At 73.5% G+C, this 23,965-nt stretch carries 21 protein-coding genes; 14 read left to right on the top strand and 7 right to left on the bottom strand.

Annotation, left to right across the window (positions count from 1 at the left end):
* The first annotated feature begins 181 nt into the window (after window positions 1-181).
* The 6 genes from DDJ31_RS30570 (at window position 182) to DDJ31_RS30545 (ending at window position 5,955) form a co-directional block, all read left to right on the top strand.
* On the top strand, window positions 182-973 hold the full coding sequence (locus tag DDJ31_RS30570; RefSeq protein WP_127177165.1) for an AfsR/SARP family transcriptional regulator: 792 nt from the start codon (window positions 182-184) through the stop codon (window positions 971-973).
* A 294-nt stretch (window positions 974-1,267) separates the two neighbouring features.
* The gene (locus DDJ31_RS30565; RefSeq protein WP_127177166.1) at window positions 1,268-2,530 is read left to right on the top strand and encodes a beta-ketoacyl-[acyl-carrier-protein] synthase family protein; all 1,263 of its coding nucleotides are present in this window, start codon (window positions 1,268-1,270) and stop codon (window positions 2,528-2,530) included.
* Entirely contained in the window at window positions 2,527-3,747 is a 1,221-nt protein-coding gene (locus DDJ31_RS30560) for a ketosynthase chain-length factor (protein ID WP_127177167.1), read from the top strand. Before DDJ31_RS30565 ends, DDJ31_RS30560 begins: the two co-directional genes overlap by 4 nt.
* A 29-nt stretch (window positions 3,748-3,776) precedes the next feature.
* Window positions 3,777-4,049 (top strand): acyl carrier protein, encoded by a 273-nt coding sequence (locus tag DDJ31_RS30555; protein WP_127177168.1) that lies wholly within the window; start codon window positions 3,777-3,779, stop codon window positions 4,047-4,049.
* Window positions 4,050-4,084: 35 nt separating this feature from the next.
* Window positions 4,085-5,770: an acyltransferase domain-containing protein gene (locus DDJ31_RS30550; protein ID WP_127177169.1), complete on the top strand. Its 1,686-nt coding sequence runs from the start codon at window positions 4,085-4,087 to the stop codon at window positions 5,768-5,770.
* On the top strand, window positions 5,767-5,955 hold the full coding sequence (locus DDJ31_RS30545) for a DUF6059 family protein (protein WP_127177170.1): 189 nt from the start codon (window positions 5,767-5,769) through the stop codon (window positions 5,953-5,955). Before DDJ31_RS30550 ends, DDJ31_RS30545 begins: the two co-directional genes overlap by 4 nt.
* A 227-nt stretch (window positions 5,956-6,182) precedes the next feature.
* Here the strand turns inward: DDJ31_RS30545 and DDJ31_RS30540 are convergent, their stop codons facing one another.
* Both DDJ31_RS30540 and DDJ31_RS30535 read right to left on the bottom strand, forming a co-directional pair.
* Window positions 6,183-7,220: an alpha-ketoacid dehydrogenase subunit beta gene (locus DDJ31_RS30540; RefSeq protein WP_093829454.1), complete on the bottom strand. Its 1,038-nt coding sequence runs from the start codon at window positions 7,218-7,220 to the stop codon at window positions 6,183-6,185.
* A 32-nt stretch (window positions 7,221-7,252) separates the two neighbouring features.
* Window positions 7,253-8,236, bottom strand: a complete 984-nt coding sequence (locus tag DDJ31_RS30535; protein ID WP_127177171.1) for a thiamine pyrophosphate-dependent dehydrogenase E1 component subunit alpha — start codon at window positions 8,234-8,236, stop codon at window positions 7,253-7,255.
* Window positions 8,237-8,608: 372 nt separating this feature from the next.
* On the opposite strand from DDJ31_RS30535, the gene rfbA reads away from it, so the two are divergent.
* Entirely contained in the window at window positions 8,609-9,481 is an 873-nt protein-coding gene (gene rfbA / locus DDJ31_RS30530; protein ID WP_127177172.1) for a glucose-1-phosphate thymidylyltransferase RfbA, read from the top strand.
* Between the two features lie 82 nt (window positions 9,482-9,563).
* Here rfbA and rfbB read toward each other — a convergent pair whose 3' ends face one another.
* On the bottom strand, window positions 9,564-10,559 hold the full coding sequence (gene rfbB, locus DDJ31_RS30525; protein WP_127177173.1) for a dTDP-glucose 4,6-dehydratase: 996 nt from the start codon (window positions 10,557-10,559) through the stop codon (window positions 9,564-9,566).
* A gap of 270 nt (window positions 10,560-10,829) precedes the next feature.
* Between rfbB and DDJ31_RS30520 the strand changes: the two genes are divergently transcribed.
* Window positions 10,830-11,519: a TetR family transcriptional regulator gene (locus DDJ31_RS30520; protein ID WP_127177174.1), complete on the top strand. Its 690-nt coding sequence runs from the start codon at window positions 10,830-10,832 to the stop codon at window positions 11,517-11,519.
* Between the two features lie 42 nt (window positions 11,520-11,561).
* Here the strand turns inward: DDJ31_RS30520 and car are convergent, their stop codons facing one another.
* Together car and DDJ31_RS30510 are read right to left on the bottom strand one after the other, a co-directional pair.
* Window positions 11,562-15,089, bottom strand: a complete 3,528-nt coding sequence (gene car / locus DDJ31_RS30515; protein WP_127177175.1) for a carboxylic acid reductase — start codon at window positions 15,087-15,089, stop codon at window positions 11,562-11,564.
* 369 nt (window positions 15,090-15,458) lie between these two features.
* Window positions 15,459-16,112 carry a TetR/AcrR family transcriptional regulator gene (locus tag DDJ31_RS30510; protein WP_127177176.1) on the bottom strand — a complete coding sequence of 218 codons (654 nt, stop codon included), beginning with the start codon at window positions 16,110-16,112 and terminating at the stop codon, window positions 15,459-15,461.
* Between the two features lie 214 nt (window positions 16,113-16,326).
* Here DDJ31_RS30510 and DDJ31_RS30505 point away from each other — a divergent pair, with 214 nt between their 5' ends.
* The 3 genes from DDJ31_RS30505 (at window position 16,327) to DDJ31_RS30495 (ending at window position 20,246) form a co-directional block, all read left to right on the top strand.
* Window positions 16,327-17,373 (top strand): medium chain dehydrogenase/reductase family protein, encoded by a 1,047-nt coding sequence (locus DDJ31_RS30505; protein ID WP_431026950.1) that lies wholly within the window; start codon window positions 16,327-16,329, stop codon window positions 17,371-17,373.
* A 94-nt stretch (window positions 17,374-17,467) separates the two neighbouring features.
* On the top strand, window positions 17,468-18,136 hold the full coding sequence (locus DDJ31_RS30500; protein WP_127177178.1) for an SRPBCC family protein: 669 nt from the start codon (window positions 17,468-17,470) through the stop codon (window positions 18,134-18,136).
* Between the two features lie 463 nt (window positions 18,137-18,599).
* On the top strand, window positions 18,600-20,246 hold the full coding sequence (locus tag DDJ31_RS30495) for a purine-cytosine permease family protein (protein WP_127177179.1): 1,647 nt from the start codon (window positions 18,600-18,602) through the stop codon (window positions 20,244-20,246).
* A gap of 23 nt (window positions 20,247-20,269) precedes the next feature.
* Here the strand turns inward: DDJ31_RS30495 and DDJ31_RS30490 are convergent, their stop codons facing one another.
* Entirely contained in the window at window positions 20,270-21,226 is a 957-nt protein-coding gene (locus tag DDJ31_RS30490; protein ID WP_127177180.1) for an NAD(P)-dependent alcohol dehydrogenase, read from the bottom strand.
* A gap of 265 nt (window positions 21,227-21,491) precedes the next feature.
* On the opposite strand from DDJ31_RS30490, the gene DDJ31_RS30485 reads away from it, so the two are divergent.
* The 3 genes from DDJ31_RS30485 to DDJ31_RS30475 all read left to right on the top strand — a co-directional run bounded on the left by DDJ31_RS30485 (window position 21,492) and on the right by DDJ31_RS30475 (window position 23,485).
* Window positions 21,492-22,211 carry a TetR/AcrR family transcriptional regulator gene (locus tag DDJ31_RS30485; RefSeq protein WP_164784870.1) on the top strand — a complete coding sequence of 240 codons (720 nt, stop codon included), beginning with the start codon at window positions 21,492-21,494 and terminating at the stop codon, window positions 22,209-22,211.
* Between the two features lie 110 nt (window positions 22,212-22,321).
* The gene (locus tag DDJ31_RS30480; protein WP_127177181.1) at window positions 22,322-22,741 is read left to right on the top strand and encodes a TOBE domain-containing protein; all 420 of its coding nucleotides are present in this window, start codon (window positions 22,322-22,324) and stop codon (window positions 22,739-22,741) included.
* A gap of 96 nt (window positions 22,742-22,837) precedes the next feature.
* Entirely contained in the window at window positions 22,838-23,485 is a 648-nt protein-coding gene (locus DDJ31_RS30475; protein WP_127177182.1) for a molybdopterin-dependent oxidoreductase, read from the top strand.
* 104 nt (window positions 23,486-23,589) lie between these two features.
* Here DDJ31_RS30475 and DDJ31_RS30470 read toward each other — a convergent pair whose 3' ends face one another.
* Window positions 23,590-23,901 carry an SCO4225 family membrane protein gene (locus tag DDJ31_RS30470; RefSeq protein ID WP_127177183.1) on the bottom strand — a complete coding sequence of 104 codons (312 nt, stop codon included), beginning with the start codon at window positions 23,899-23,901 and terminating at the stop codon, window positions 23,590-23,592.
* Between the last annotated feature and the right edge of the window lie 64 nt (window positions 23,902-23,965).

Raw genomic sequence — 23,965 nt, 5'->3', positions numbered from 1 at the left:
CTCCGGGCGGCGCCCCGGCACCTGTAGATTCTCGATGGGATTCTGTGACTCCTGGTAGTGCCGCCCTCACCCATTCGCTATGACATATTCACGACGCCGCTCGTGTCTGGCTCACTGTGCCCGCCCCGGCCCGAAGTGCGAGGCTCCACCACTGTCGTACCGGTGTACGAGGGGAGCGCAGATGGAAATCAAGGTGCTGGGTCCGCTGAGCGCACAGGAGAACGGGATCTCGGTGGTCCCGACCGCCGCCAAACCGCGGCAGATCCTCGCGGTGCTCGCCCTCCAGGCGGGCCATGTCGTCACGGTGTCCACGCTGATGGAGGAGATCTGGGGAGAGGCGGTGCCCCGCAGTGCCGCGACCACGTTGCAGACCTACATTCTCCAGTTGCGCCGCAGGATCGCCGCGGCGCTCCCCCGGGACGCGGCGCGCGGCGCCAAGGACGTCCTGGTCACCCGGCACGGCGGCTACCTGCTCGACATACCCCCGGGCGAGGTCGACGCCCACGAGTACGAGCGGTTCGCCGCGGCCGGCCGGGCCGCCCTCGACGCGCACGACGACCGCGCAGCCTCCGACCTGCTCGGCCGGGCCCTGGCCGTGTGGCGGGGTCCCGCGCTGGTCGACGTGCGGATCGGGAGGGTGCTTGAGCTTGAGGTGCTCCGCGTCGACCAGGGCCGGCTCGCGGTGCTCGAACGGCGCGTCGGCGCCGACCTGCGCCTGGCCAGGCACTGCGAACTCGTGCCCGAGCTGACCGTGCTGACGGCCCGCTACCCGATGCACGAGAACTTCTGCGCGCTGCTCATGCTGGCCGCCTACCGGTCGGGCAACGCCTGGCGGGCCCTTCAGGCGTTCCAGCAGCTGCGCGCCACCCTCGTCGAGGAGCTCGGCCTCGAACCGTCCGCCAGGCTCCAGCGGCTGCACCAGTCGATCCTGGTCGGCGATCCGGCCCTGGAGCTGGAGGTCGCGGCCCTCTGAGCTGGGCCGTCGCCCCGGCCGTGACCGGCCGTCCGCGCGCCGGGCTCCATGCCGGCACGAGCGTCCGTCGAGGCGGCCGCCGAACGATGAACCGGATCGCCACCGGCGTCCCGTCACGAGCGCGCCGCCGGCCGATTCAGCGGGCGGGACGCGTCGACAGCGACCCTGCGGCGTCTCGCACGCTGGCCCACCGGACCGGATCGACGAGAGAGGGACCTCCACAGTGACTGGCACAACTCCGCCCGGCCCGCGGACCCGCGGCAGCTCGGTCCGCACGGAAACGAGGTGAGGACCATGCGCAGAGTCGCCGTCACGGGCCTGGGCACGGTGGCCCCCGGAGGCATCGGGGTGAAGGAGTACTGGGAACTCCTCACCTCCGGCCGGTCCGCCACCCGCACCATCAGCTTCTTCGACCCGTCGCCCTTCCGCTCCCGGGTCGCGGCCGAGTGCGACTTCGACCCGGTGGCCGCGGGTCTGACCCCGCAGGAGATCCGACGCCTCGACCGGGCCGCCCAGTTCGCCGTGGTGAGCGCACGCGAGGCGCTCGCCGACAGCGGTCTCGACGTCGCCCGGCTGGCACCCGACCGGATCGGCACGTCGATCGGCAGCGCCGTGGGGTGCACCACGAGTCTGGAGCGCGAGTACGTCGTCGTCAGCGACGGCGGCCGGACGTGGAACGTCGACCACCGGTACGCGGTGCCCGAGCTGTACCGGCATTTCGTGCCCAACACGATGGCGGCCGAGGTCGCCTGGGTCGCGGGCGCCGAGGGTCCGGCCGCCGTGATCTCCACCGGCTGCACCTCGGGGCTCGACGCGGTCGGGCACGCGGTGGAGCTGATCAGGGAGGGGAGCGTCGACGTGATGATGGCGGGCGCCACCGAGGCCCCCATCTCCCCCATCACCTCCGCATGCTTCGACGCCATCCACGCCACCACCCCGCACAACGACGAACCGGAGCGCGCCTGCCGGCCCTTCGACCGCAGTCGCGGCGGACTGGTCCTCGGCGAGGGCGCCGCGGTCATGGTCCTGGAGGAGTGGGAGAGCGCCAGGCGGCGCGGGGCGCACATCTACGCCGAGATCGCCGGGTTCGCCGCCCGCTGCAACGCGTACCACATGACGGGCCTCAAGCCGGACGGACGCGAGATGGCCGAGGCCATCGACGCCGCCCTCCAGGAGGCCAGGCTGCCGCCCGACTCCATCGGCTACGTCAACGCCCACGGCTCCGGCACCAAGATGAACGACCGCCACGAGACAGGCGCGTTCAAGCGCAGCCTCGGCGACCACGCCTACGCGGTGCCGATCAGCTCCATCAAGTCGATGATCGGGCACTCGCTCGGCGCGATCGGCGCCCTGGAGGTCGTCGCCTGCGCCCTGGCGATCGAGCACGGGGTGCTGCCCCCGACCGCCAACCTGCACGAACCCGACCCCGAACTCGACCTCGACTACATCCCGTTGACCGCGCGCAGGCAGCAGGCCGACGTGGTGCTCAGCGTCGGCAGCGGCTTCGGCGGGTTCCAGAGCGCCATGCTCCTCACCGGACCCGAGGTGCGGTCATGACCCGCGCCGTCGTCACGGGCCTCGGGGTCGCGGCGCCCAACGGCCTCGGCACGGAGGCGTTCTGGAAGGCCACCCTCGCCGGACGCACCGGCCTCGCCCCGCTGACCCGCTTCGACGCCACCCAGTACCCGTCCGTGCTCGCCGGGGAGATCAAGGGGTTCGTCGCCGAGGACCACATCCCCAGCCGGCTGATGCCGCAGACCGACCACATGACCCGCATCGCCCTGGCCGCCGCCGACTGGGCGATCGGCGACGCGGGCGCCGACCTGCGGCGGCTGCCCGAGTACGGGATGGGCGTGGTCACCGCGGCCTCGGGCGGGGCCGTCGAGTTCGGCCAGCGGGAGCTGGAGAACCTGTGGAGCAAGGGCAAGGAACACGTCAGCGCGTACCAGTCCTTCGCCTGGTTCTACGCGGTCAACACCGGCCAGATCTCCATCCGGCACAAGATGCGCGGCCCCAGCGGGGTCCTGCTCACCGAACAGGCCGGGGGCATCGACGCCCTCGGCCACGCGCGGCGCCACATCCGCAAGGGCACCCCGCTCGTGGTGTCGGGCGGGGTGGACGCCGCGCTGTGCCCCTGGGGGTGGGTGCCGCAGATCGCCTCGGGGCTCATGAGCACCGCCCGCGACCCGGACCGCGCCTACCTGCCGTTCTCCGCCGACGCCCGCGGATACGTCGTCGGTGAGGGGGGCGCCGTCATCGTCGTCGAGGACGCCGCCTCGGCGCGGGAGCGGGGCGCGCCGCGCGTCTACGGGGAGATCGCCGGATACGCGGCGACGATGGACCCGGCGCCCGGCAGCGGCCGGCCCCCCGGGCTGCGGCGGGCGGCCGAGAACGCCCTCGCCGACGCCCGTCTCACCGCGCGGGACATCGACGTGGTCTTCGCCGACGGAGCGGGCGTCCTCGCGCTGGACCGCGCCGAAGCGGCCGCGATCAGCGGGCTGTTCGGGCCGCGCGGAGTGCCGGTGACCGTGCCCAAGACGATGACCGGCAGGCTCCTGGCGGGCGGCGCCGCCCTCGACGTCGCCACCGCGCTGCTCGCCCTGCGCGACGGGGTGATCCCGCCGACCGTCAACGTGCCGGACCCCGCGCCCGACTACGGCCTCGACCTGGTGACCGACAGACCCCGGGACACCGCGCCCCGGTCGGCCCTGGTGCTGGCCCGCGGCTACGGGGGCTTCAACGCGGCCCTGGTGCTGCGCCGAACCGACGACTGACCGTCCGACCCCGACGAGAGGACCCCGCCATGTCCACAGGCACCACGGTAACCCTGGCCGATCTCACCCGGATGCTGCGGGAGAGCGCGGGCGAGGAGGAGGGCGTCGACCTGGACGGGGACGTCCTGGACGTCTCCTTCGACGACCTCGGCTACGACTCCCTGGCCATGCTCGAGGTCATCGGCCAGGTCCAGCGCGAGTACGGCGTCCGGCTGCCGGACGAGACGGTCGCCGACGCGGACACCCCGCGCGCCCTGCTGGCGCTGATCAACGCGGGCGGCGACCTCCCCGGGGCCGGGTGAAGCGGCACCGCGCCACGCGACGGGAGGAGACCCGGATGCGCTCCACAGCTCGTACCGAACTGTCCCTGGCCACAGCGGAGTTGACGGTCCCTGAGACGGGCGGGGCGCACCGTCCGCAGGGTGACCTGCGGTTGGTCCGCACCGCGCTGGCCGCCCACGGCCTCGTCGACGCGCCGACGCGGGCGGCGGCCGTGGTGGTGGTGACCCGGGACGCCTCGCCGCCGGGCGGCACCGTCGTCGAGGGGGTCCCCGTCCGGACGGCGGTCTCCCCGCTCGGCGCCCTGGCCCTCGCGCACAGGACGCTCGCGGACGGCGCCGAGGACCTGGTGCTGGTGGTGAACCTGACCGGTGCGCCCGGCACGGTCCGGGTCACCCGGGTGACCCGGCGCGGGGCTCCCCGCGATCGGGAGCCGGCCGGGGCGCCGGCCGACGACACCTCGCGGCTGCTGCTCTGGTCGGGCCGCACCCCGGCGGACGCGGCCGGGACCCGGGACCGACTGCGCCCGGTGGCCCGCGAGTTGACCGACGACGTGTTCCGGGCGCTGCCCGCGGTGGTGCCCTGCGGTCCGGCGGCGGGGCCCGTCAGGGGCGCGGCCCTGTGCGCACGCGCGGACCCGGCCGCCGCCCTCGACGCCGCCGAGCAGGTCACGGCCGGCCGGCCCCGCCCGGTGGCCCTGCTCTTCCCCGGCCAGGGCTCGCAGCACACCGCGATGGCGGCCGGGCTCTACACGCGGGACCAGGTGTTCACCGAGGCCGTCGACACGGTCCTCGGACTGATGGGCGCCGAGGGCGCGGCCGTCCGCGCCGACTGGCTCAGCCCGCACGACCCGGTTGTCCCGGTCGACGACGTCCGGCGGGCGCAGCCGCTGCTGTTCGCCGTGGACTACGCGCTCGGCTCGATGGTCATGAGCTGGGGGGTCCGTCCGACGGCCCTGCTCGGGCACAGCGCGGGCGAACTGGTGGCGGCGGTCTTCGCCGGTGTGGTGTCCCTCGGGGACGCGGTCGCGATGATGCGGGCCCGCGTCCGGCACGCGCTGTCGGTGCCCGCCGGGGGGATGCTCGCGGTGGCCGCTTCGGCGGAGCGGTTGCGGCCCTACCTGGTCGGCGAGGTGGCCGTGGCCGCCGTCAACGCCCGGCTCCAGACGATGCTGGCCGGTCCGGCCGCCCCGCTGTCCGCCGTCGGGAAGCGGCTGCGGGACGACGGGTACACGGTGGTGGCGGTGCCGGCGACCAGCCCCTTCCACTCCCCCGCGATGGCACCGGCCTCGGCGGCCGTCGAGCGCGCGTACGCCGGCATCCGGTTCCGGCCCCCCGGCCTCGCGCTCTACTCCGGTTACACGGGCGGGCTGATGGGCGAACCGGAGGCGCTGAGCCCGCGGTTCTGGGCGCGGCAGATCACCGACACGGTGTACTTCGGACCGGCCCTCGACGAGTTGCTCGCCGCGGAGGACATGCTGCTGGTGGAGGCGGGGCCGCGGCAGACGCTGGCGTCGTTCACGCGCCGCCACCCGGCGGTGCGCAGCGGGGCGAGCGCGGTGGTCCCGATGCTTCCGGCCCGCCCGAGCGACCCGGCGGCGGACCGCAGGGCCGTGCTCGGCGCGGTGTCCCGGCTCTGGACCGAGGGCCACGACCTGGACACCACGGCGCTGGAGAACCTGTGGAGCGGCGGCCCGGGGAACCCGGCGCGCGGGCCGCTACCGGCGGCGGGACGACGACGATGATCAGTCGCGTCCTGCGCGCCGTGTCCCGGGCGATGATCGCGGCGGGCGGCATCTGGGTGTACGTCCCGGCCGTCCGCCCGCTCGACGCCCCGGCACCCGGCCACCCGGAGCGGCTCGGGCACGGCACACCGCTCACCGAGACGGAACGCGCCCTGGACCGCGCCCTGCGCGACGGACCCGACTGACGGACGCCCAGGCCAGGCCCGGCCCGGCGGACCGCCGGAAGCCGACCGCCGACCACCTGACGCCGACCGCCGGACGCCGGTGAAGCCGCGGCGGTCCCGACACCCGGCCGCCCGATCGCCACCGGACGCCACCGGACGCCACCGGACGCCACCGGACGCCACCGGACGCCGGCCGCACGGGCCTGCGCCCCCGCGGCCGGCGTCCGGTGGGCCGGGTCGGCCGCGCCTCAGTACGGGCCCTGGAACCCCGCCGCCACGTCCGCCAGCGCGGGCAGGTCGCCCGGGGCCTGGCCGCACAGTCGCAGGCAGGCCTCGACGACCCCGGCGGCGCCCGGGTGGAACGCCTCCTCCAGGGGCCAGGACACCGGGGCCGGGCTGTCCGGCAGGGTGAGGCGCCGTACCGGGGCGGTCAGGGCCTGCGGTATGTGCTCCGCGACCACCGCCGCGACCTCCGCGCTGAATCCGTAGCGGGCCCAGCTGGTGTCGGCCACGACCAGCCGGCCGGTCCTGGCCACCGACTCGCAGATGATCCGGTCGTCGAGGGGGCGCAGGGTGCGCACGTCGACGACCTCCACGCTGATGCCCCGTCCGGCCAGTTGCTCGGCGGCGCGTTCCGCCTCGTGCACCATCAGGGAGGTCGCGACCACGGTGACGTCGTCGCCCCTGCGGGCGATCCTGCCGACCCCGAAGTCGATCGGGGTGGCCTCCTCGGGCACCTCCCCGGTGAGCGGGTACAGGTTGCGGTTCTCCACCAGCACGACGGGGGTCTCCCCGGTCAGCGCCCGCACCAGCAGCCCCTTGGCGTCCGCGGGTGACGCGGGCGCCGCCACGTGCAGGCCCGCGTAGTGGGCGAAGGTGGCGTGCGGGCTCTGCGAGTGCGTCGCGCCCTGCCCCCAGCCCCGCCCGACGACCCCGCGGGTGACGACGGGCACCCCGCCCTTGTCGCCGCCGTACATGTAGCGCCACTTGGCGGCCAGGTTCACCAGCGGGTCGAGCGCGAGGAACATGAAGTCGGCGCGGGTGTGCACCAGCAGCGGGCGCAGTCCGGCCGCCGCCGCGCCGATCGCGAACCCCGCCATGGCGTTCTCGGAGTTGGGCACGTCGATGACGCGGCCGGCGCCGAACCGCGCGTACGCCTCCTTCGTGGTGCCGAAGGTGCCCTTGATGTCGTCGACGCCCTCTCCCGCGACGAAGATGCTGTCGTCCGCCGCCATGCACTGCACGGTGGCCTCACTGATCGCCTGCCCATAGGTGAGAGTGCGCACGGGTCCTGGTCCTCCTCGTCGAGTGCACCCGGTCAGCGGGGCACGGGCTGGTAGGCGCCGTCGAGCAGGGCCTCGACGTCGGGGAACGGCTGCTGCCTGGCGTGGGCGACCGCGTCGCGGATCTCCTCGCGGCACCGCTCGCGCCAGTCGGCGACGGTCCGGTCGATGCCGGGGTCCCGTTCGCGCAGGGCGTCGGCCGCCCGCGCGATCGGGCAGCGGGCGATCCACGCCTCGGTCTCCTCGACCGGCCGGTACCCCTGGCCGTGACCGTGGTCGTGGCCGGGACCGACGTGTTCGCGCCAGCGGTAGGTCGCCAGTTCGAGCAGATAGGGTCCGCCGCCGTCGCGGCAGTGCCGCAGCGCCGTCAGGGCCGCGTCGTGGACGGCGAACACGTCGTTGCCGTCGACCTGGACGGCGGTCACCCCCGCGGCCTCGGCCCGGTCCCGGATCGTCGGGCCCGCGGGCTGCCTCGCGGCGAGCGGGGAGGAGATGGAGTAGAGGTTGTTCTCGCAGACGAAGACGACCGGGGCGCGCCGCACCGCCGCCAGGTTGAGGGACTCGGCGAAGACGCCCTCCTCGGTCGCGCCGTCGCCGAAGAAGGTGACCGCGACCCGCGACCCGCCCTGGCGGGCGAAGGCCCAGGCGGTGCCGACCGCCACCGGGATCATCTCGCCGAGGATGGCCGCGGAGCCCGCGAAGCCCGCCGTCCGGTCGACGAGGTGGATGGAGCCGCCCCGGCCGTGCGCGCAGCCGGACTGCCGGCCGTACAGCTCGGCGACCATGGCCGTGAGGTCACCGCCCTTGGCGAGGTAGGGGGCGTGGGAGCGGTGGGCGGTGTAGACCCAGTCGCCGGGCCGGGTGGCCGCGCAGACGCCGACCGCGGTCGCCTCCTGGCCGATCGAGAAGTGGGTGGGGGTACGCATCTCCTGCTCGTCGCGGTAGTGGTCGGCGAGTGTCTCCTCGACGACGCGGATGCGCACCATGTCTCGGAGCAACCGGGCAGGGCCGGACGTCATTCGAGCCTCCTCGCAGCCAGTTCCGGGGCGCCGGGCCCGCGAACGGTGCCGAGCTGCCGGACGGCGCCCCTCCTCGGAGCCCTATCGTCGGAGCGTGCCCTAGAGGACTGGTGAAGCCCGCCTCGACACCCGGGGCGGGCGCGGTGCCGAACGGCCCCTGGGGCAACGGGAGTCGAGCCCCGTTCCAGAGGCAGCCGAGCCAGGTGCGGTGCGGTGGACTCCTCCGTGTGGACCGGTGACGAGGTGTTCGACGGACCGGAACGGCCGTCGAAACGGACCGGTGACCACCGCGCGGGGCCGCCGCTCGCGGCAGGCCCGCCGGCCGGACCGCTCGTCCTGACCCGCACCCGACGTCCGAAGGGGCACGCGCGTATGAAGGGCATCATTCTCGCCGGCGGGACCGGGACCCGGCTGCACCCGATCACCATCGGGACGTCGAAGCAGCTTCTTCCCGTGGGCGACAAGCCGATGATCTACTACCCGCTCTCGGTGCTCATGCTCGCGGGCGTCCGGGACATCCTCCTCATCACCAACCCCGCCGACACCGCGCGCTTCACGGCGCTCCTCGGTGACGGCTCCCACCTCGGGCTGCGGCTCACCTACGCGGAGCAGGACACCCCGCGGGGCATCGCCGACGCGATCCTGATCGGCGCCGAGCACATCGGGGACGGCCCGGTGGCGCTCATCCTCGGCGACAACATCTTCCACGGCACCAGCTTCTCGGAGACCCTCGCGGCGAACGCGAGGGACGTCAGGGGCTGTGTGCTGTTCGGCTACCCGGTCAACGACCCGCAGCGCTACGGCGTCGGGGAGACCGACGCGGACGGCGTCCTCGTCGGCCTCCAGGAGAAACCGGAGCGTCCGCGCTCCAACCGCGCGATCACCGGCCTCTATCTGTACGACAACGACGTGGTCGACATCGCGAAGAACCTGCGGCCCTCGGCGCGCGGCGAGCTGGAGATCACCGATGTGAACCGGGTCTACCTGGAGCGGGGCCTGGCCCGGCTGGTCGACCTGGGCCGGGGCTTCGCCTGGCTGGACACCGGGACACCGGAGTCGCTGCTCCAGGCCGGCCAGTACGTGCGGACGCTGGAGGAGCGCCAGGGCGTGCGGATCGCCTGCCTGGAGGAGATCGCGCTGCGGCTCGGCCTCATCGACGCCGACGCCTGTCACCGGCTGGGGTCGCGGATGGCCGCCTCGGGCTACGGCCAGTACGTCATCTCCATCGCCGCCGAACTCCGCTGAGCCACAAAGGGGGTTGAGCGGGCGTGCGGGCGGGCCCGCGCCGGACGTCGTCCGCGGCGCGGGCCCGCCCGGCGGCCTCGGCTCAGCCGACCGGGGCGTCGAGTGCGGCGGCGCGGTGGGCGAGCGGCTCCCACCAGTCGCGGTGGTCCCGGTACCAGCGGACGGTGTCGGCGAGCCCGCGCGCGAAGTCCACCCGGGGCGCGAAGCCCAGCTCCTCGCGGATGCGGGTGCCGTCCAGGGAGTAGCGGCGGTCGTGTCCCGGGCGGTCCGCGACCCGCTCCACCCGGTCCCAGCCGACACCGAGTTCGGCGAGCACCCGCTCGGTCAGCGCGCGGTTGGTCAGCTCCGTACCGCCGCCGACGTTGTAGGTCCGGCCGGCCCGGCCCGACTCCAGGACGAGCTGGACGGCCCGGCAGTGGTCGTCGACGTGCAGCCACTCCCGCACATGCAGGCCGTCGCCGTACAGGGGTGCCTTGCGCCCGTCGAGGAGGCGGGTGACGAACAGCGGGATGATCTTCTCGGGGAACTGGTGGGGGCCGTAGTTGTTGCTGCACCGGGTGACGGTGGTCCACATCCCGTAGGTGCGGTGGAAGGCGCGCACCAGCAGGTCGGAGGCGGCTTTGGAGGCGCCGTAGGGCGAGTTGGCCTCCAGTGGGGACGCCTCCGTCCACGAGCCGTCCTCGACCGAGCCGTAGACCTCGTCGGTCGAGATGTGCACGAAGCGCTCCACACCCCTCCGCCGGCAGCATTCGAGGAGGGTGTGGGTGCCGACGACGTTGGTGGTGACGAAGGGGGTGGAGCCCGCGATGGAGCGGTCCACGTGCGACTCGGCGGCGAAGTGGACGACCGCGTCGTGTCCTGGCAGCAGGTCGAGGAGGAGTTCGCGGTCGCGGATGTCGCCGCGCACGAACGTCAGGCGCGGGTGCGCGGGCGGCAGGCTGGTGAGGGTGCCCGAGTAGGTGAGGCTGTCCAGCACGGTCAGCCGGGTCCCGTCGTGCCCGGGGTAGGCGCCGGCGAGGAGGCTGCGGACGTAGTGGGAGCCGATGAATCCGGCGCCGCCGGTGACGAGGAGTCTCACGGCCGCCCGCCCCCGGGCTCGTGGCGCGGCCGGCCGGCGCGCTCGCCGTCGTCGCGGGACGTCTGTGCCGTGCGCCGCGTCCCGTACCGTTCCGAGGCCATCTTCCGCTCCCGCCGGTCGCCGTGTCGGTCCGTCGAGGATGGCAGCCACCCGGTCGCGGAGCCGTCGACCTTCACTCGAACCGTCACCCGGCACCGGCAGCGGGTGCGGCCAAAAAGTGGTGCTGTCACGGGTCTCGGGTGGCTCGGTTCTGTTGATTATTCTGGGGTGATGACGGCTTCGAGTGCCCCGGACTCCACCCGTGAACGGATCGTCGGCGCGGCGAAGACCGAGTTCTCGCGGTACGGGATCGCCGGTGCGCGGGTGGACCGGATCGCCCGTGAGGCACGGACCAGCAAGGAGCGCGTCTACGCCTATTTCCGCAGCAAGCAGGCGCTTTACGCGTTCGTGGCGGGCCGGGAGCTGGCGGCGGTGGCGGAGGCGACGCGTCTCGACCCGGCCGATCTGCCGGGGTACGCGGGGCGCCTCTTCGACTACTTCACCGCGCACCCCGAGCGCTTCAGGCTGATGGGCTGGGGACGGCTCGAACTGGCCGAAATGTCGCTGCTCGACGGCGACGAGGCGACGCGCGGCGCGGTGCTGTCGAAGGTGCGGCAGCTCCGCGAGGCACAGGAGTCGGGGCAGCTCGATCCGGCGTGGGACCCGGTCGACGTCCTCACGCTGGTCGACCAGATCGCCACCGCCTGGCTCACCAGGACCGACATGGCGGCGGTGGCGGCGCAGCTGGCCCGCGATCCGGGGACGGCGGCCCGGCGGGCGGCCGTCGTGGAGGGGGTGCGGCGCCTGTTCCCGGCGGCGGGCGACGGCGGACCGGTGGCCGGGACGGCGGACGGCGGGGTCGGGCGGAGGAGCGGCAAGATCGGGCAGGGCAGCGGGGTCGGGCGGGGCGGCGGCGGGTGATCCCGGCCGTCGCCGTCCCGCCCGTTCGGGGCTGGTCGCGGGTCAGATCAGTTTGAGGGCCCGCAGATCGGCCGCGTACTTGTGGATCAGGGCCGCCGACACGTGCGGGATGTCGGCGTCGGGTCCCACCCCGGCCGCCCGGACGGCGGCCCGGAAGCGGTCGGCGGGGAGTCCGGACCCGGCGACGGGCTCGGCGGGGGCCGCGAACGCGTGCAGCAGCGGCAGCAGCGAGTGCTGGCGCTGTCGTTCCGGCAGAGACCGCATCGCCGTCTCGAAGCGGGCCAGCCACGCGTCGTAGTCGTCGATGCGCCGCACCGGGTGCCCGGCGTCGGCGAGCCAGTCCACGAAGGTGTCGAGGCTGACGCCGTCGTCGTGCGGGTTGAGGACGTTGTAGGTGTGGTGGCCCTCGGTGGCGCGCTCGCCGAGGGCGGTGACGGCCTCGGCCGTGAAGTCGGCCGGCAGGCCGTCGTAGTGGGCCGGGACGTGCCCGCCGTCGGGTCCCCCGCGGTAGAAGGAGCCGGGCGCGATGCCCGTCGCGACGACGCTCAGCAGCAGCCGGGTGAACAGGTCGGGGACGTTGAGCTGGCCGCCCCACCTGCTGTGCGCGAGGATCATGTCCGAGCGGAACGTGGCGACCGGCAGCCCGCACAGGTCGTGCGCCTCCCGCAGCAGCACCTCACCCGCCCACTTGCTCGTCGCGTAGCCGCTCGCGTACCCGTCGTCGAGGCGGCGGACGGGGCTGGTGACGCGGATGTCGGCCGACTCGTCGGGGCTGCTGGTCTGCGCGGTGATCACGCCGACCGTCGACAGGTACGTGAACCGCTTGACGCGCCCGGTCAGCGCCATCCTGATCAGCTCGGCCGTGCCCACCACGTTGGGCCCGAACAGCTCCTCGTAGGGCAGGACATGGTTGACCAGGGCGGCCGGGTGGACGATCAGGTCGACGTCGCGGGCGAGGCGGTGCCAGGTGGGTCCGTCGAGCCCGAGGTCGGGTTCACCGATGTCACCGGCCAGCACCTCGAGCCGCCCCTCGGCCAACTTCTCGAAGTGCGCCAGGAGTTCGGGGTCACCGCTGTCGAAGGTGTCGTGCAGCCGCTCGCGTGCGGCCGCCGCGTCGGCGCCCCGGACGACACAGACGAGGGTGCCGCCGGTGGCCGCGAGCCGCTCCAGCCAGGCAAGGCAGAGGAAGCGGCCGAGATAGCCGCTGGCGCCGGTCAACAGCACGGTCCTCGCGGGGCCTTCGACGTGCGGGAGGGTCGGGGCGGCGGCGAGGGTCGCCGCGTCGACGAAGGCGTCGAGGGTGAGGTCGCCCGCCCGCACCTCGGTGGCGGCGGCGCCGTGCACGGCGGCCGGTGAGGGGCGGCGGGCGTCGGACGAGAGGGCGCGCTCGATGTGCTCGGCGAGCCGCCGCAGGTCGTTGGCGGGGCTGATGACGACGCTCACCGGTACCTCGACGCCGAAGATCTCGCCGAGCAGCCGGGAGAACGACAGCGCGGACAGCGAGTCGCCGCCGAGGTCGGTGAAGCGGGCGGTGGGCCGGGTGGGGCAGCCGAGGAGGGCCCGCGCGGCCCGGACGACGGTGTCGACGACCGGCTGGTCGCGTCCGGCGCCGCGCAGCGCCCGCAGTTCGTCGCTCTCCCGCTCGGCGAGTTCGGTGTACAGCCCTTCCAGGCGCTCCCCGTAATGGTCCTTGAGGCGGGGCCGCAGCAGTTTGCGGATGTCGGACAGGAGCCCGTTCGCGGTGCTGAAGGGCTCGGTCTCGACGAGGAAGTCCCGTGGGATCTCATAGGAGTTGAGCCCCGCCTCCTTGGCCGTCCGCTGCAACGAGGCGGCGATCAGCGCCTTCAGCTCGTCGAGGTCGCCGCCGGCCTGCTCGACCGCCTCCGGCACCGGGACGACGACCGCCAGCAGATAGGCGCGTTCGCTGCTGCCGTGGACGAAGATCTGCCGCACCAGCGGGCTGCTCGCGAAGACGGCCTCCAGATGGGAGACGGCGACGAACTCGCCCTGCGAGAGCTTGAGCACGTTGTTGCGCCGGTCGACGTAGACGAGCTGGTCGGGGCCTGTCTCCGCCATGATGTCGCCGGTGCGGTAGTAGCCGTCCTCGTCGAGGAGCCCGGCCATGACCTCGGGGCGCCGGTAGTAGCCGGGGACGAGGGCGTCGGTGAGGAGGAGGAGTTCACCGCGCGGATGCGGCAGGTCGGTGCGGAAGTAGCCCAGTTCGGGGACGTCGACGAGCTTGTAGTCGCGGACCGGCGGGCGCATCAGCCGGTGGTCGCCGAGCACCCCGCCCGCCTCGGTCGAGCCGTAGCCGTCGTGCAGCGGCAGGTCGACGCAGGACTCGACGAAGGCCGCCATCTCGTCGGAGAGCGGCGCCGATCCGCAGCCGACCCACAGCAGCCGCCCGCCGAGGAACGTCTCGCGCAGCTCCCGCTTCACCTCGGCGTCGAGGGCCGCCGGGTCGCCGCCTTCGGCGGTCCTGCGGTCGATCTCGGCGCGGTAGCGCTGCAAGAGGGTGTCGCAGACCCTGGGCACCAGCAACAGGTCGGTGGGGCGGGCCAGTTCCAGGTCCTCGAAGAGGGTGGACTGGTCGCTGCGGGCGGTGAAGCAGGTGGTGCCACCGCTGCCGAGGGTGGCGAACAGCATGGCCCGGCCCGCGAGATGGCTCATCGGGAGATAGCCGAACCCGATGAGCGGCAGCCCGGTCTCACGCGGCCAGAACCCCTGCCACAGCCGGGCCACCAGGCGGTCGGTGTACATCGCGCCCTTGGGGGCTCCGGTGCTACCCGAGGTGTAGATGAGCAGGGCGAGCCGGTCGGGGTCGCCGTCCTCGAACTCCGGTGCGGGCGCCAGTCCTCGGCCCCGGTCGACGACCTCGGCGAGCGCCTCCACGACGACCCTGCCGCCCGCGTCGGCGAGCCGCTGCCGCGCGGCCTCGAACCGTTCGCGGTCGTCGTCGGCGTCGGGGCGGTGGTCGAAGACGACGAGCCGGCGCACGGAGTCGGTGCGCAGCGCCAAGTCCACTGCGGTGTCGAGGAGTTCGCTGCCGGCGGCCAGGACGCGGGGCGCGGTCTCCGTCATGATCGGCAGCAGCCGGTCGGCCGTCGCGCTGTTCTGGAGCGGCACGCAGACGGCGCCGGTCCTGGCGCACGCCAGGTCGATGGTGGCGTAGTCGATGCCGGTGAAGCCGAGGACGGCGACGAACTCGCCCGCGCGCAGCGGGTGGTGGGGCGCGTGGTGCAGCTCGGCGGCGAGGGCGCCGACCCGGGACCAGAGTTCGGCGTAGGTGAGGGCGTCGAACCGCGGCAGCAGCCGGTGCTCGGCGCGGCCGGTCTCCGGGTCCCTGACGAGTTCGCGGGCGCGTTCGGCGAGCGCGGGCCGGTCGGCGTAGGCGTCCATCACGGTCGCCATGGTCCGCGCGAGGGTGATGCCCGGCCGCCTGATCGCCTCGTCGATCGCGGGCAGCGGGGTGGCGTCGCGCACCTGGGGATCGTGGGCGCGGAGGTGGGCGGTGCGTCGCTCCATGCGGTCGTCGGGGTCGAGGTACCCGGGCTGCGGTCCGTTCGCCATGGTCAGCCTTCCATGAGTCACGACCACGCGCGTCGTTCGGGCGGCGGCATCCCCGGCGCCGCACCGGGATGCGCGTGGCTGGCATTGGGAGGCACGCCCCTCCGCGCGCCCTCGATCACGCGGTGCGCATCACTGGTGGGCGAGGAGTTACGTGCCCGGTACATCTTTTCCGACGTATCGCACGACCAAACGGTTCGGTTTGAGATTTGGGGTTCCCATGACCCGCCGCGCCGCACTCCCCCAAAGCCCCCCGGCAGACCCGCGCAGACCCTCGCCCGCCACTCCGGCCGACCCCGGCCACTCCGGCCGACTCGGTAACCTCGGCGACCTCGGTGACGCCGATGACGCAGGTGACGCAGGTGACGCCAGCTACTTCACGGCGTCCGCCATCTCCGCCTCGAAGAAGGCGTCCGTGTCGAAACCCATACCGGCGAACTGGCCCGCGAGTTCGAGGGAGAGGACGCCCTGGACGCGGACCCAGAGGCTGAGCGCCCGGTGCAGCACCGCGGGCGGGGCGGGGTGGCCCTGCGCCCAGGCGCGGTGGTCGCGCAGATGCGCGGCGAACGGGACCTCGGGCTCCTCGGCGGCCGGCGCCCACGGTTCGCGCACACAGGTGTCGAGCAGGACGGCCATGATCTCCTGACTGATCACCGTCGTCTCGTCGGGCGCGTGGTAGCCGGGGACCGGGGTGCCGTAGAGGAGGAAGTAGCGGTGCGGGTCCTCCAGCGCCCAGCCCCGGATGGTGCGGGCGAGGGCGCGCACGTCGGCGCCTTCGTCGGCGGCGGCGTGCATCCGGTCGGCGAGGCTCCGGTACCCGTCCTTGATCAGCTCGGTGATCAGTTCGTCGCGGCCCGCGTAGTAGCGGTAGAGCGCCGGGCCGCTCACCCCCATCTGCTTGGCGATGGCGTTCAGGGAGAGCGCGGACGCGCCGGCCGTGGCGATCTGCTCCCACGCGTGCTTCTTGATCTCCGCCCGCACCTGAGCGCGGTAGCGCTCGCGCGGGGTCTCGGTCTTCGCGCCCATCGCGACCCGCCTCCTCACCGATTCCGACAGGCTTCAGCCCCGTCTCGTTAGAGGCTATCACTATGCCTTCAGGTCATCATTGTGCCTGGTCAGAGGCGGTTTCGAGGCTCCGGCGAGAGCGGGATCAGCCCGATCGGCGTTGACGGCCTCTAGCTTTCGCTATAGCTTCTAACTCACAGCGGCGGGCAGCGACCGAGACCGCCCAAGCAGCGACATGGAGGCCGTCATGAGCACCGAAGGACTGATCGAGGTCGTCCTGCCGGGCACCGTGGAGCCGGAGGGGCTCCAGATCCGGCGCGGCGGGACCGTTCCCACCCCGGGCCGGGGACAGGTCGTCGTCCGGATGGAGGCCACCGGGGTCTCGTTCGCGGAGCAGCAGATGCGCCGGGGCCGCTACTACGACCAGCCGCCGTTCCCCTTCGTCCCGGGCTACGACCTGGTCGGCACGGTGGCGGAGGCGGGCGAGGGCGTCGAGGCCGGGTTCGTCGGCCGCCGGGTGGCCGCGCTGGTCAAGGTCGGCGGCTGGGCCAGCCACGTGGTCGTCGACGCGGCGGACGTCGTCGAGGTCCCCGCCGGGATCGGCGCGGCCGAGGCCGAGACGGTCGTCGTCAACGGCATCACCGCCTGGCAGATGCTGCACCGCAAGGCCCGCGTCCGCGCCGGGCAGACCATCGTGGTGCTCGGCGCGGGCGGCGGCGTCGGCTGGGTGCTGGTCCAACTCGCCCGCGCGGCCGGCGTGCAGGTCATCGGCACCGCCTCAACCCGCCACCACGACGCGCTGCGCGAGCAGGGCGTGACACCGGTCGACTACCGGACGGGCGACGTCGCCGCACGGATCCGCGCCCTCGCGCCGGGCGGGGTCGACGCCGTCTTCGACCACGTCGGCGGCTCGGGCATCGTCGGCTCATGGCGGCTGCTCGCGCCGGGCGGCACGCTCGTCTCCTACGGCAGCGCCGCCACCCGCGACGACCAGGGCTCCAAGCAGACGCCCGTGCTGAAGCTGCTCGGCCGGGTGTGGCTGTGGAACGCGCTCCCCAACCGGCGACGCGCCTACTTCTACAACATCTGGGCCGGACGTGCCCTCGCCAAGAACGCGTTCCGCGCCCGGCTGCGCGCCGACCTCACCAAGGTGTTCGACGCGCTCATGAGCGGTGACATCACCCCCCGCGTCGCCGCCGAACTCCCCCTCGACCGGGCCGCCGAGGCCCTGCGGCTCGCCGAGTCGGGCACGGTCACGGGCAAGGTCGTCCTGACGCCGTAGGCGACACCCGCCCCCTCCCCGCGACCGCCACTCCCACCCCCTCCGCGCTCCCCCACCCCGCGTCACCCCTCCTTCCCTCCCGAGAGGAACCACCATGACCGGCACCCCGTCGTCGCACCTCCGAGGCCGTCGCACCCGGGCCGCGGGCACCCCCGCCCTCGCCCTCGCGCTCGCACTCGCCGCCGTCGGCGTGGTCACAGCGAGCGCCCCGGCCGCCTCCGCGCGGAGCCAGGACCGCGCCCCCACCTGCCGGGGACTCGGCGTCGACCCGAAGGCCGAGATCCGCTACCGGTCGGACATCGTGATCAAGGCCCCGATCAGCAGGATCTTCAAGACCCAGACGGACGTGGCGCGTTGGCCCGCCTGGCAGTCCCCGGTGCTCACCGCCGAGCGGCTCGACCACGGCCCGCTGCGCGCCGGGTCCGCGTTCCGGTGGACCACCCCGGCACCGGCCACCCCGACGACCCCGGCCACCACCCTGGTGATCACCTCGACCGTGCGGCAGTTGGAGCGCGACCGGTGCGTGCGCTGGCGCGGCCCCGCCGTCGGCGAGGGGCTGCGCATCGACGAGGGCGTCCATGTGTGGACGTTCACGAAGGTCAGGGGCGGGGTCCTGGTGCGCACCGAGGAGACCTGGACCGGCGCGCAGGTCGAGGCCGACGTCCCGACGGCGACCCAGGCGCTCGGCGCCGGACTCGAAGCGTGGCTGCGCGACCTGAAGACCGCGGCCGAGGCCCCTCACCGGGGGCACGCGGCGCGGTAGGGGCGCGGGCGGAAGGAGGAGGGCGGCCGTCCACCGGCCGCCCTCATCGGCGGGGCGTCGATCGCCCTCTTCGGCGAGGCGTCGATCGCCCTGCTCGGCGGGTCGTCGATCGCCCTGCCCGCGGTGCGTCGATCGCCCTGCCCGGCGGGTCGGGGCCGCCGCTTCGCCAGGCCATCGGCCGCGCCCTCCACCAGGTCACCGGCCGCCTTCCCCGCAGGCCATCTCCCGTGCACGCGGGGTGAGTTCACGGAAACGCCGTGTTCATCGCCCGGCCAGGGCCGGGGAAACACGGCGTCCCTATCGTGGCCGCCCATGGATTCGTCGCGTTGTACGCCATCGAGTGCGGAGCCCGCGCCCACGGCGGGCACCGAACGCCGCTGAGGCCGCGGACCCCGGGTGCCGAAGGTGCAGGCCGGGGGTGCCCCACCACCTCTCCCGCACCGCATCCCCGGAAGGGCCGACCATGACGACAGCCGAGTCCCGCACCGCGCCCGCGCCACCACGAGCGGCCGGCACCGACCAGGCGACGAAGGAGACCCTGGAGGACTACACCCTCCGCTTCGCGCCCCGCAGTTACCGCCGCTGGACCCCGATGGTGGTGGCCACCACGGCGCTCGGCGGCATCGCCTACATGGCGGACTTCTCCATCGGGGCGGGCATCGGCCTCGCGCACGGCACCGGCAACGCGCTCGTGGCGATCGCCGTCGCCGCTGTCGTCATCTTCGTCACCGGGTTCCCGCTCGCCTACTACGGCGCCCGCTACAACATCGACCTCGACCTGATCACCCGGGGCTCCGGATTCGGCTACTACGGCTCGGTGTTGACCAGCGTCATCTTCGCCAGCTTCACCTTCATCTTCTTCGCCCTCGAAGGCTCCATCATGGCGCAGGGCCTCAAGCTGGGCCTCGGACTCCCGCTCTGGCTGGGCTACTTGGTGTCCACGCTGATGGTGATCCCGCTGGTGATCTACGGCATGAAGGCGCTCAGCAAGCTCCAGGTGTGGACGACCCCGGTCTGGCTGCTGCTGATGGTCGGGCCGCTCGTCTACCTGATCGCCCACGACCCCGGCACCGTCGACCGCTTCCTGCGCTACCCCGGCAGCGACGGCGACGGCGGCGTCAACACCGCCTCCGTGCTCCTCGGCGCGGGTGTCTGCCTCTCGCTGATCGCGCAGATCGGCGAGCAGATCGACTACCTGCGCTTCATGCCGCCCAAGACCCCGGAGAACCGGCGCACCTGGTGGACCGCCGTCGTCATGGCGGGCCCCGGCTGGGTGGTGCTCGGCGCGCTGAAGCAGGCCATCGGCGTCTTCCTCGCCGTCTACATCCTCTCCGAGGTCGGCCCCGCCGCCGCGACCGAGCCGATCCAGCAGTTCCGCAGCGCCTTCGACGCGATGATGCCGTCCTGGCTGGTGCTGCCGCTGGCCGTGGCGCTCGTCGTGATCAGCCAGATCAAGATCAACGTGACGAACGCGTACTCCGGCTCACTGGCGTGGACGAACTCCTTCACCCGTGTCACCCGCCACTACCCGGGCCGCATGGTCTTCGTCCTGGTCAACCTGGGCTTCGCGCTGGCCCTGATGGAAGCCGACATGTTCAGCTTCCTCAACAGCATCCTGGGCTTCTACTCGAACTGCGCGATCGCCTGGGTGGTGACCGTCGCCACCGACATCGGCGTCAACAAGTACCTGCTCCATCTCTCGCCGCTCCAGCCGGAGTTCCGCCGGGGCATGCTGCACGCCGTCAACCCGGTCGGGGTCGTCTCCTTCGTCGCCGCCTCGGGCCTCTCCATCGCGATGTACTTCCACGCCCTCGGCGACACCCTCCAGCCGTACTCACCGGTCGCGGCCGCCCTCATCGCCTTCGTCCTCACCCCGCTGACCGCCGTCGCCACCAAGGGCAGGTACTACCTGCGCCGCGCCGACGACGGCATCGCCGAACCCCTCCTGGACGCGGACGGCAACCCGAGCGCGGTCACGTTCGACTGTCACGTCTGCCTCCAGAGCTACGAGCGGCCCGACCTCGCGGCCTGCGCCACCCATGACGCGATGGTCTGCTCGCTGTGCCTGAGCACCGACGGCGCAGCGGACCACGTCCTGCCCGCCGCCTGAACTCCGCGCGCTCTGTGGGCGGTTCAGCCGATCCGGATGACGTGCTTGCCGCGGACGCCCCCCGACTCCAGGGCCCGGTGCGCCGCGACGATGTCGTCCAGCGGGTGGACGGTGTCCACGACCGGCACGATCTCACCGCGCTCCGCGTAGCCGGCGACCTCGGTCAGCAGCTCGGTGTCGGGATTGCCGCTGAAGAAGCGGATGCGCCCGCGGCCGTGGACCGTCGAGGCGAGGAGGGTCGCCACGGCGGCCACCGGTCTGTCGAAGTCGGCGGTGACGGCGACCATGCGTCCACCCGGCGCCAACAGGCGGCGCAGCGCGGCCTGTTGGGTGCCGGCCGTGTCGAGGATGACGTCGAAGCGGCCCAGCGCGGAGAAGGGTGTCGTCCGGCGGTCGAGCGCCTCGTCGGCACCGAGACCGCGCACGAAGTCCAGGTTCGCGGCGCCCGCCAGCGCGACCACCCGGGCGCCGAACAGCTTCCCGATCTGTACGGCGACACTGCCCACGCCCCCGCTGCCGCCGCGCACCAGGAGCCGTTCACCGGGCCTGACGGCGGCCTTCTCCCGCAGGGCGGTCACCGCGGTCGTCGCGCCCGCGAGCAGCGAGACGGCGTCCACCGGCGTCAGGTTGCCCGGAGCGGGGGCGATCCGCTCGGGGCGGACGGCGACGTACTCGGCCAGACTGCCGGTCCTGCGCCCCAACAACCCCCAGACCTGGTCGCCTTCGCGCACCCCGGTCACCGAGGACCCGACCTCGGCCACCTCACCGGCGAAGTCGATCCCGGTCGGCTTGGGGAAGGTGCGGCCGGTCACCAGGCGCGTCCTGCCCGCCCGGTCGAGCAGTTCACCGCCGTTGAGGCTCACCGCGCTCACCCGCACCAGCACCTCGTCGGGTGCGGGGACGGGCCGCGGGAGCGTGCCGACGCGGAGGACCTCCGGCGGGCCGAAGCGGTCGAAGAGAACTGCGCGCATGTCGCTCATGTCGGTGCTCAATGTCCTGTGTCCTGTGTCCTGTGTCCTGTGCTCGAAGAACGACCGGTATCCGGTACCGGCATTCGGTACTCGGTGCTGGGTGTCCGGCGCCGTGCCGTGAGTCCGCGCCGTGCCGTGAGTCCGCCCGTGGCGTGAGTCCCGCGTCGCGCCCCGGAGCCGCGAGGACGCCCGACGCGGCCCGCCGCACCCGCGGTAATCTCACCGTAGACCCGTAAGTGGACAGCACCTTCCACTTGACCCGAAGTGAGAGACATTGCCCGCCCAGACCTCTCGCAACGCCCCCGCGCCCGGCACCGGGGCACCCACCGCCGCCCCGGCCTGCGCCGCCCCTTCCGCCCGTACCGCCTCCCTCGGCGGGGACGGTCTGCGGGCGGACGCCCGGCGCAACCGTGAGCGGATCATCGAGGCCGCCCGTGAGACGTTCTCGGCCCAGGGCGTCGACGCGCCGCTGAGCGCCGTCGCCCGTCGCGCCGGGGTCGGCATGGCCACCCTCTACCGCCGCTTCCCCACCCGTGCCGCGCTCGTCGAGGCCGCCTTCGCCGAGCAACTCAGCGTCTGCGCCTCGGCGTTCGAGGAGGCGCTCGCCGAACCCGACCCGGGGCGCGGCCTGTACGTGCTCCTGGAGAAGGTGTGCACCACGCAGGTGACCGACCGCGGTTTCGGCTCCGCCTTCATGACCCGGTTCCCCGACGCGCTCGACCACGGCCAGGAACGCGCCCTGGCCGAGGAGGGGTTGCGGCGGCTGGTCCAACGCGCCCGCGAGGCCGGGCAGTTGCGCGACGACTTCGACCCGGCCGACATCACCCTCCTGCTGCTGGCCCACGCCGGCCTCGCCGGACAGCCCCGGGACACCGCGCTCGCCGCCTCCCGCCGTCTGCTCGCCTATCTCTTCCAGGCGTTCAGGTCGGAGGAGTGGGGACCGCTGCCCCCGCCGGCGCCGCTCACCCTGACCGAGGTCGGCGCGGCCGGCTAGGGAGGCGGGGCGACGCGGGTTAGCTTGGGCACACACGCGCCCGATAATCACCATTTGGGCGCAATCATAGGATTTACTCCTGCATGCCCCTGTCTCCGAGGTGGTCCGCCATGAGTCTGAGTCTGCGCAACCAGCTTCCCGGTACCGTCACCGCCGTCACGCCCGGTGAGGTCATGGCCACAGTGAAGGTGCGGCTGGAGGGCGGCCAGGATCTGACCGCCGCCATCACCCTGGAGGCCGTCAAGGATCTCGGGCTCGCCGCGGGGTCCGCCGTCCGCGCCCTGGTGAAGTCCACGGAGGTCGCGCTGGCCACCGGGCAGGTCGCCGGGGTTTCCATCCGCAACCAGCTTCCCGGCACGGTCGCCGACGTCGCCCTGGGCGGGGCGATGGCGACGGTGAAGGTCTCGGTGGCGGGCGCCGAGCTGACCTCGGCCATCACCCGGGAGGCAGCCGCCGACCTGCGGCTCGCGCCCGGCTCACCGGTCGTCGCGCTGATCAAGTCCACCGAGGTGTCGCTCGCGACGGCGTGACCCCCGGCCGCCGCCCGGACGGCGAGCATCTACGCTGCACAGGAGGCAACCGCGCGACGGACGCGCGGAGAGAAGCAGAGGGAGAGGGGCCGGCTGGTGGCGAGCGAGGGACAGGGCACGACCGAGGCCGCGGCGGGCGGGCCCCGCCGGCTTCCGCCGGGTCAGCGCCAGGTCCATGGCTGGCCCGTCTCGCACTACGGCCCGGTGCCGCGTTTCCGTCTGGAACGCTGGGACCTGCGCGTGCACGGCGCCACCGCCGACGGCGGTATGTGCGTATGGAACTTCGCCGAGCTGTCCGCCCTGCCGCACCTCACGGTCGCCTCCGACCTGCACTGCGCGACCGGCTCCACCTCCACCGACCACGAGTGGTACGGCATCCCGGCCCGCGCCCTCCTGGAGATGGTGCCGCCCGCGCCCGACGTCACCCATGTGATGGCCTGGGCGGAGTACGGCTACTCGGCCAATCTGCGGCTCGCCGACTTCGACCGGCCCGACACGCTCCTGGCCACTCATCACAACGGCGAGCCGCTGACCGCCGAGCACGGCTTCCCGCTGCGGCTGATCGTCCCGCACCTCTACGGCTACAAGAGCCCGAAGTGGCTGCGGGCCGTCGAGTACCTGACCGAGGACCGGCGCGGCTTCTGGGAGGAGCGCGGCTTCCACAACGTCGGCGAGGTCTGGCGGGAGCAGCGCCACTCCCACCAGGAGAGGCCGGGGGACGGTCCGCCGCCGAAGGACGAGTGACGGGCGGGGCGACCGGCGTCCCGCGCCGCCCTCAGACCCGCGCCCTCAGAGCCGCGCCGCCCTCGGGCCCGCGCCCTCAGACCGCGCCGTCAGCCGGTCTGCCGTCAGCCGGTCCGCCGTCTGGCCCTGAGCGTGCGGGAGCACCAGCCGATCACGGCGGCGTTCACCAGCGCGGCGAGGACGACAGCGGCGAAGAACGCCCAGACGTGGTCCGGCAGGACGAGGAAGATCAGGCTGGTCGGGGCGGTCGCGAAGATCGGGATGACGCCCGCCATGGACTCGCCCGAGTCGTCGAGGGCGGTCACGACGACCGCCCAGATCAACAGGGCCGCGCAGAGGCCGAGATAGGCGAGGGCGACGACGTCGGTGAGCGCGCGGCGCAGCACCCGGAGCGGGCTGCGGTCGGGACCGGTCACGGGAAGAGGCTCCTGGGGTAGGGGTGTTGGCGGGTATCGGCGGTGGTCGGGCGCGGGAAGGGGG

The sequence above is a fragment of the Streptomyces griseoviridis genome, from assembly GCF_005222485.1.
In the GTDB taxonomy this organism is placed as follows: Bacteria; Actinomycetota; Actinomycetes; order Streptomycetales; family Streptomycetaceae; genus Streptomyces; species Streptomyces hintoniae.
The sequence above is the reverse complement of the archived record's forward strand: the minus strand, read 5'-3'. Positions and strand labels throughout refer to the sequence as shown.

Bases quoted from the DNA above. Each gene is read 5' to 3' on its own strand.
- DDJ31_RS30570 (WP_127177165.1), top strand. From the start codon at position 182: ATGGAAATCAAGGTGCTGGGTCCGCTGAGCGCACAGGAGAACGGGATC.
- DDJ31_RS30565 (WP_127177166.1), top strand. From the start codon at position 1,268: ATGCGCAGAGTCGCCGTCACGGGCCTGGGCACGGTGGCCCCCGGAGGC.
- DDJ31_RS30560 (WP_127177167.1), top strand. From the start codon at position 2,527: ATGACCCGCGCCGTCGTCACGGGCCTCGGGGTCGCGGCGCCCAACGGC.
- DDJ31_RS30555 (WP_127177168.1), top strand. From the start codon at position 3,777: ATGTCCACAGGCACCACGGTAACCCTGGCCGATCTCACCCGGATGCTG.
- DDJ31_RS30550 (WP_127177169.1), top strand. From the start codon at position 4,085: ATGCGCTCCACAGCTCGTACCGAACTGTCCCTGGCCACAGCGGAGTTG.
- DDJ31_RS30545 (WP_127177170.1), top strand. From the start codon at position 5,767: ATGATCAGTCGCGTCCTGCGCGCCGTGTCCCGGGCGATGATCGCGGCG.
- DDJ31_RS30535 (WP_127177171.1), bottom strand. From the start codon at position 8,236: ATGACGTCCGGCCCTGCCCGGTTGCTCCGAGACATGGTGCGCATCCGC.
- rfbA (WP_127177172.1), top strand. From the start codon at position 8,609: ATGAAGGGCATCATTCTCGCCGGCGGGACCGGGACCCGGCTGCACCCG.
- DDJ31_RS30520 (WP_127177174.1), top strand. From the start codon at position 10,830: ATGACGGCTTCGAGTGCCCCGGACTCCACCCGTGAACGGATCGTCGGC.
- car (WP_127177175.1), bottom strand. From the start codon at position 15,089: ATGGCGAACGGACCGCAGCCCGGGTACCTCGACCCCGACGACCGCATG.
- DDJ31_RS30510 (WP_127177176.1), bottom strand. From the start codon at position 16,112: ATGGGCGCGAAGACCGAGACCCCGCGCGAGCGCTACCGCGCTCAGGTG.
- DDJ31_RS30505 (WP_431026950.1), top strand. From the start codon at position 16,327: ATGGAGGCCGTCATGAGCACCGAAGGACTGATCGAGGTCGTCCTGCCG.
- DDJ31_RS30500 (WP_127177178.1), top strand. From the start codon at position 17,468: ATGACCGGCACCCCGTCGTCGCACCTCCGAGGCCGTCGCACCCGGGCC.
- DDJ31_RS30495 (WP_127177179.1), top strand. From the start codon at position 18,600: ATGACGACAGCCGAGTCCCGCACCGCGCCCGCGCCACCACGAGCGGCC.
- DDJ31_RS30490 (WP_127177180.1), bottom strand. From the start codon at position 21,226: ATGAGCGACATGCGCGCAGTTCTCTTCGACCGCTTCGGCCCGCCGGAG.
- DDJ31_RS30480 (WP_127177181.1), top strand. From the start codon at position 22,322: ATGAGTCTGAGTCTGCGCAACCAGCTTCCCGGTACCGTCACCGCCGTC.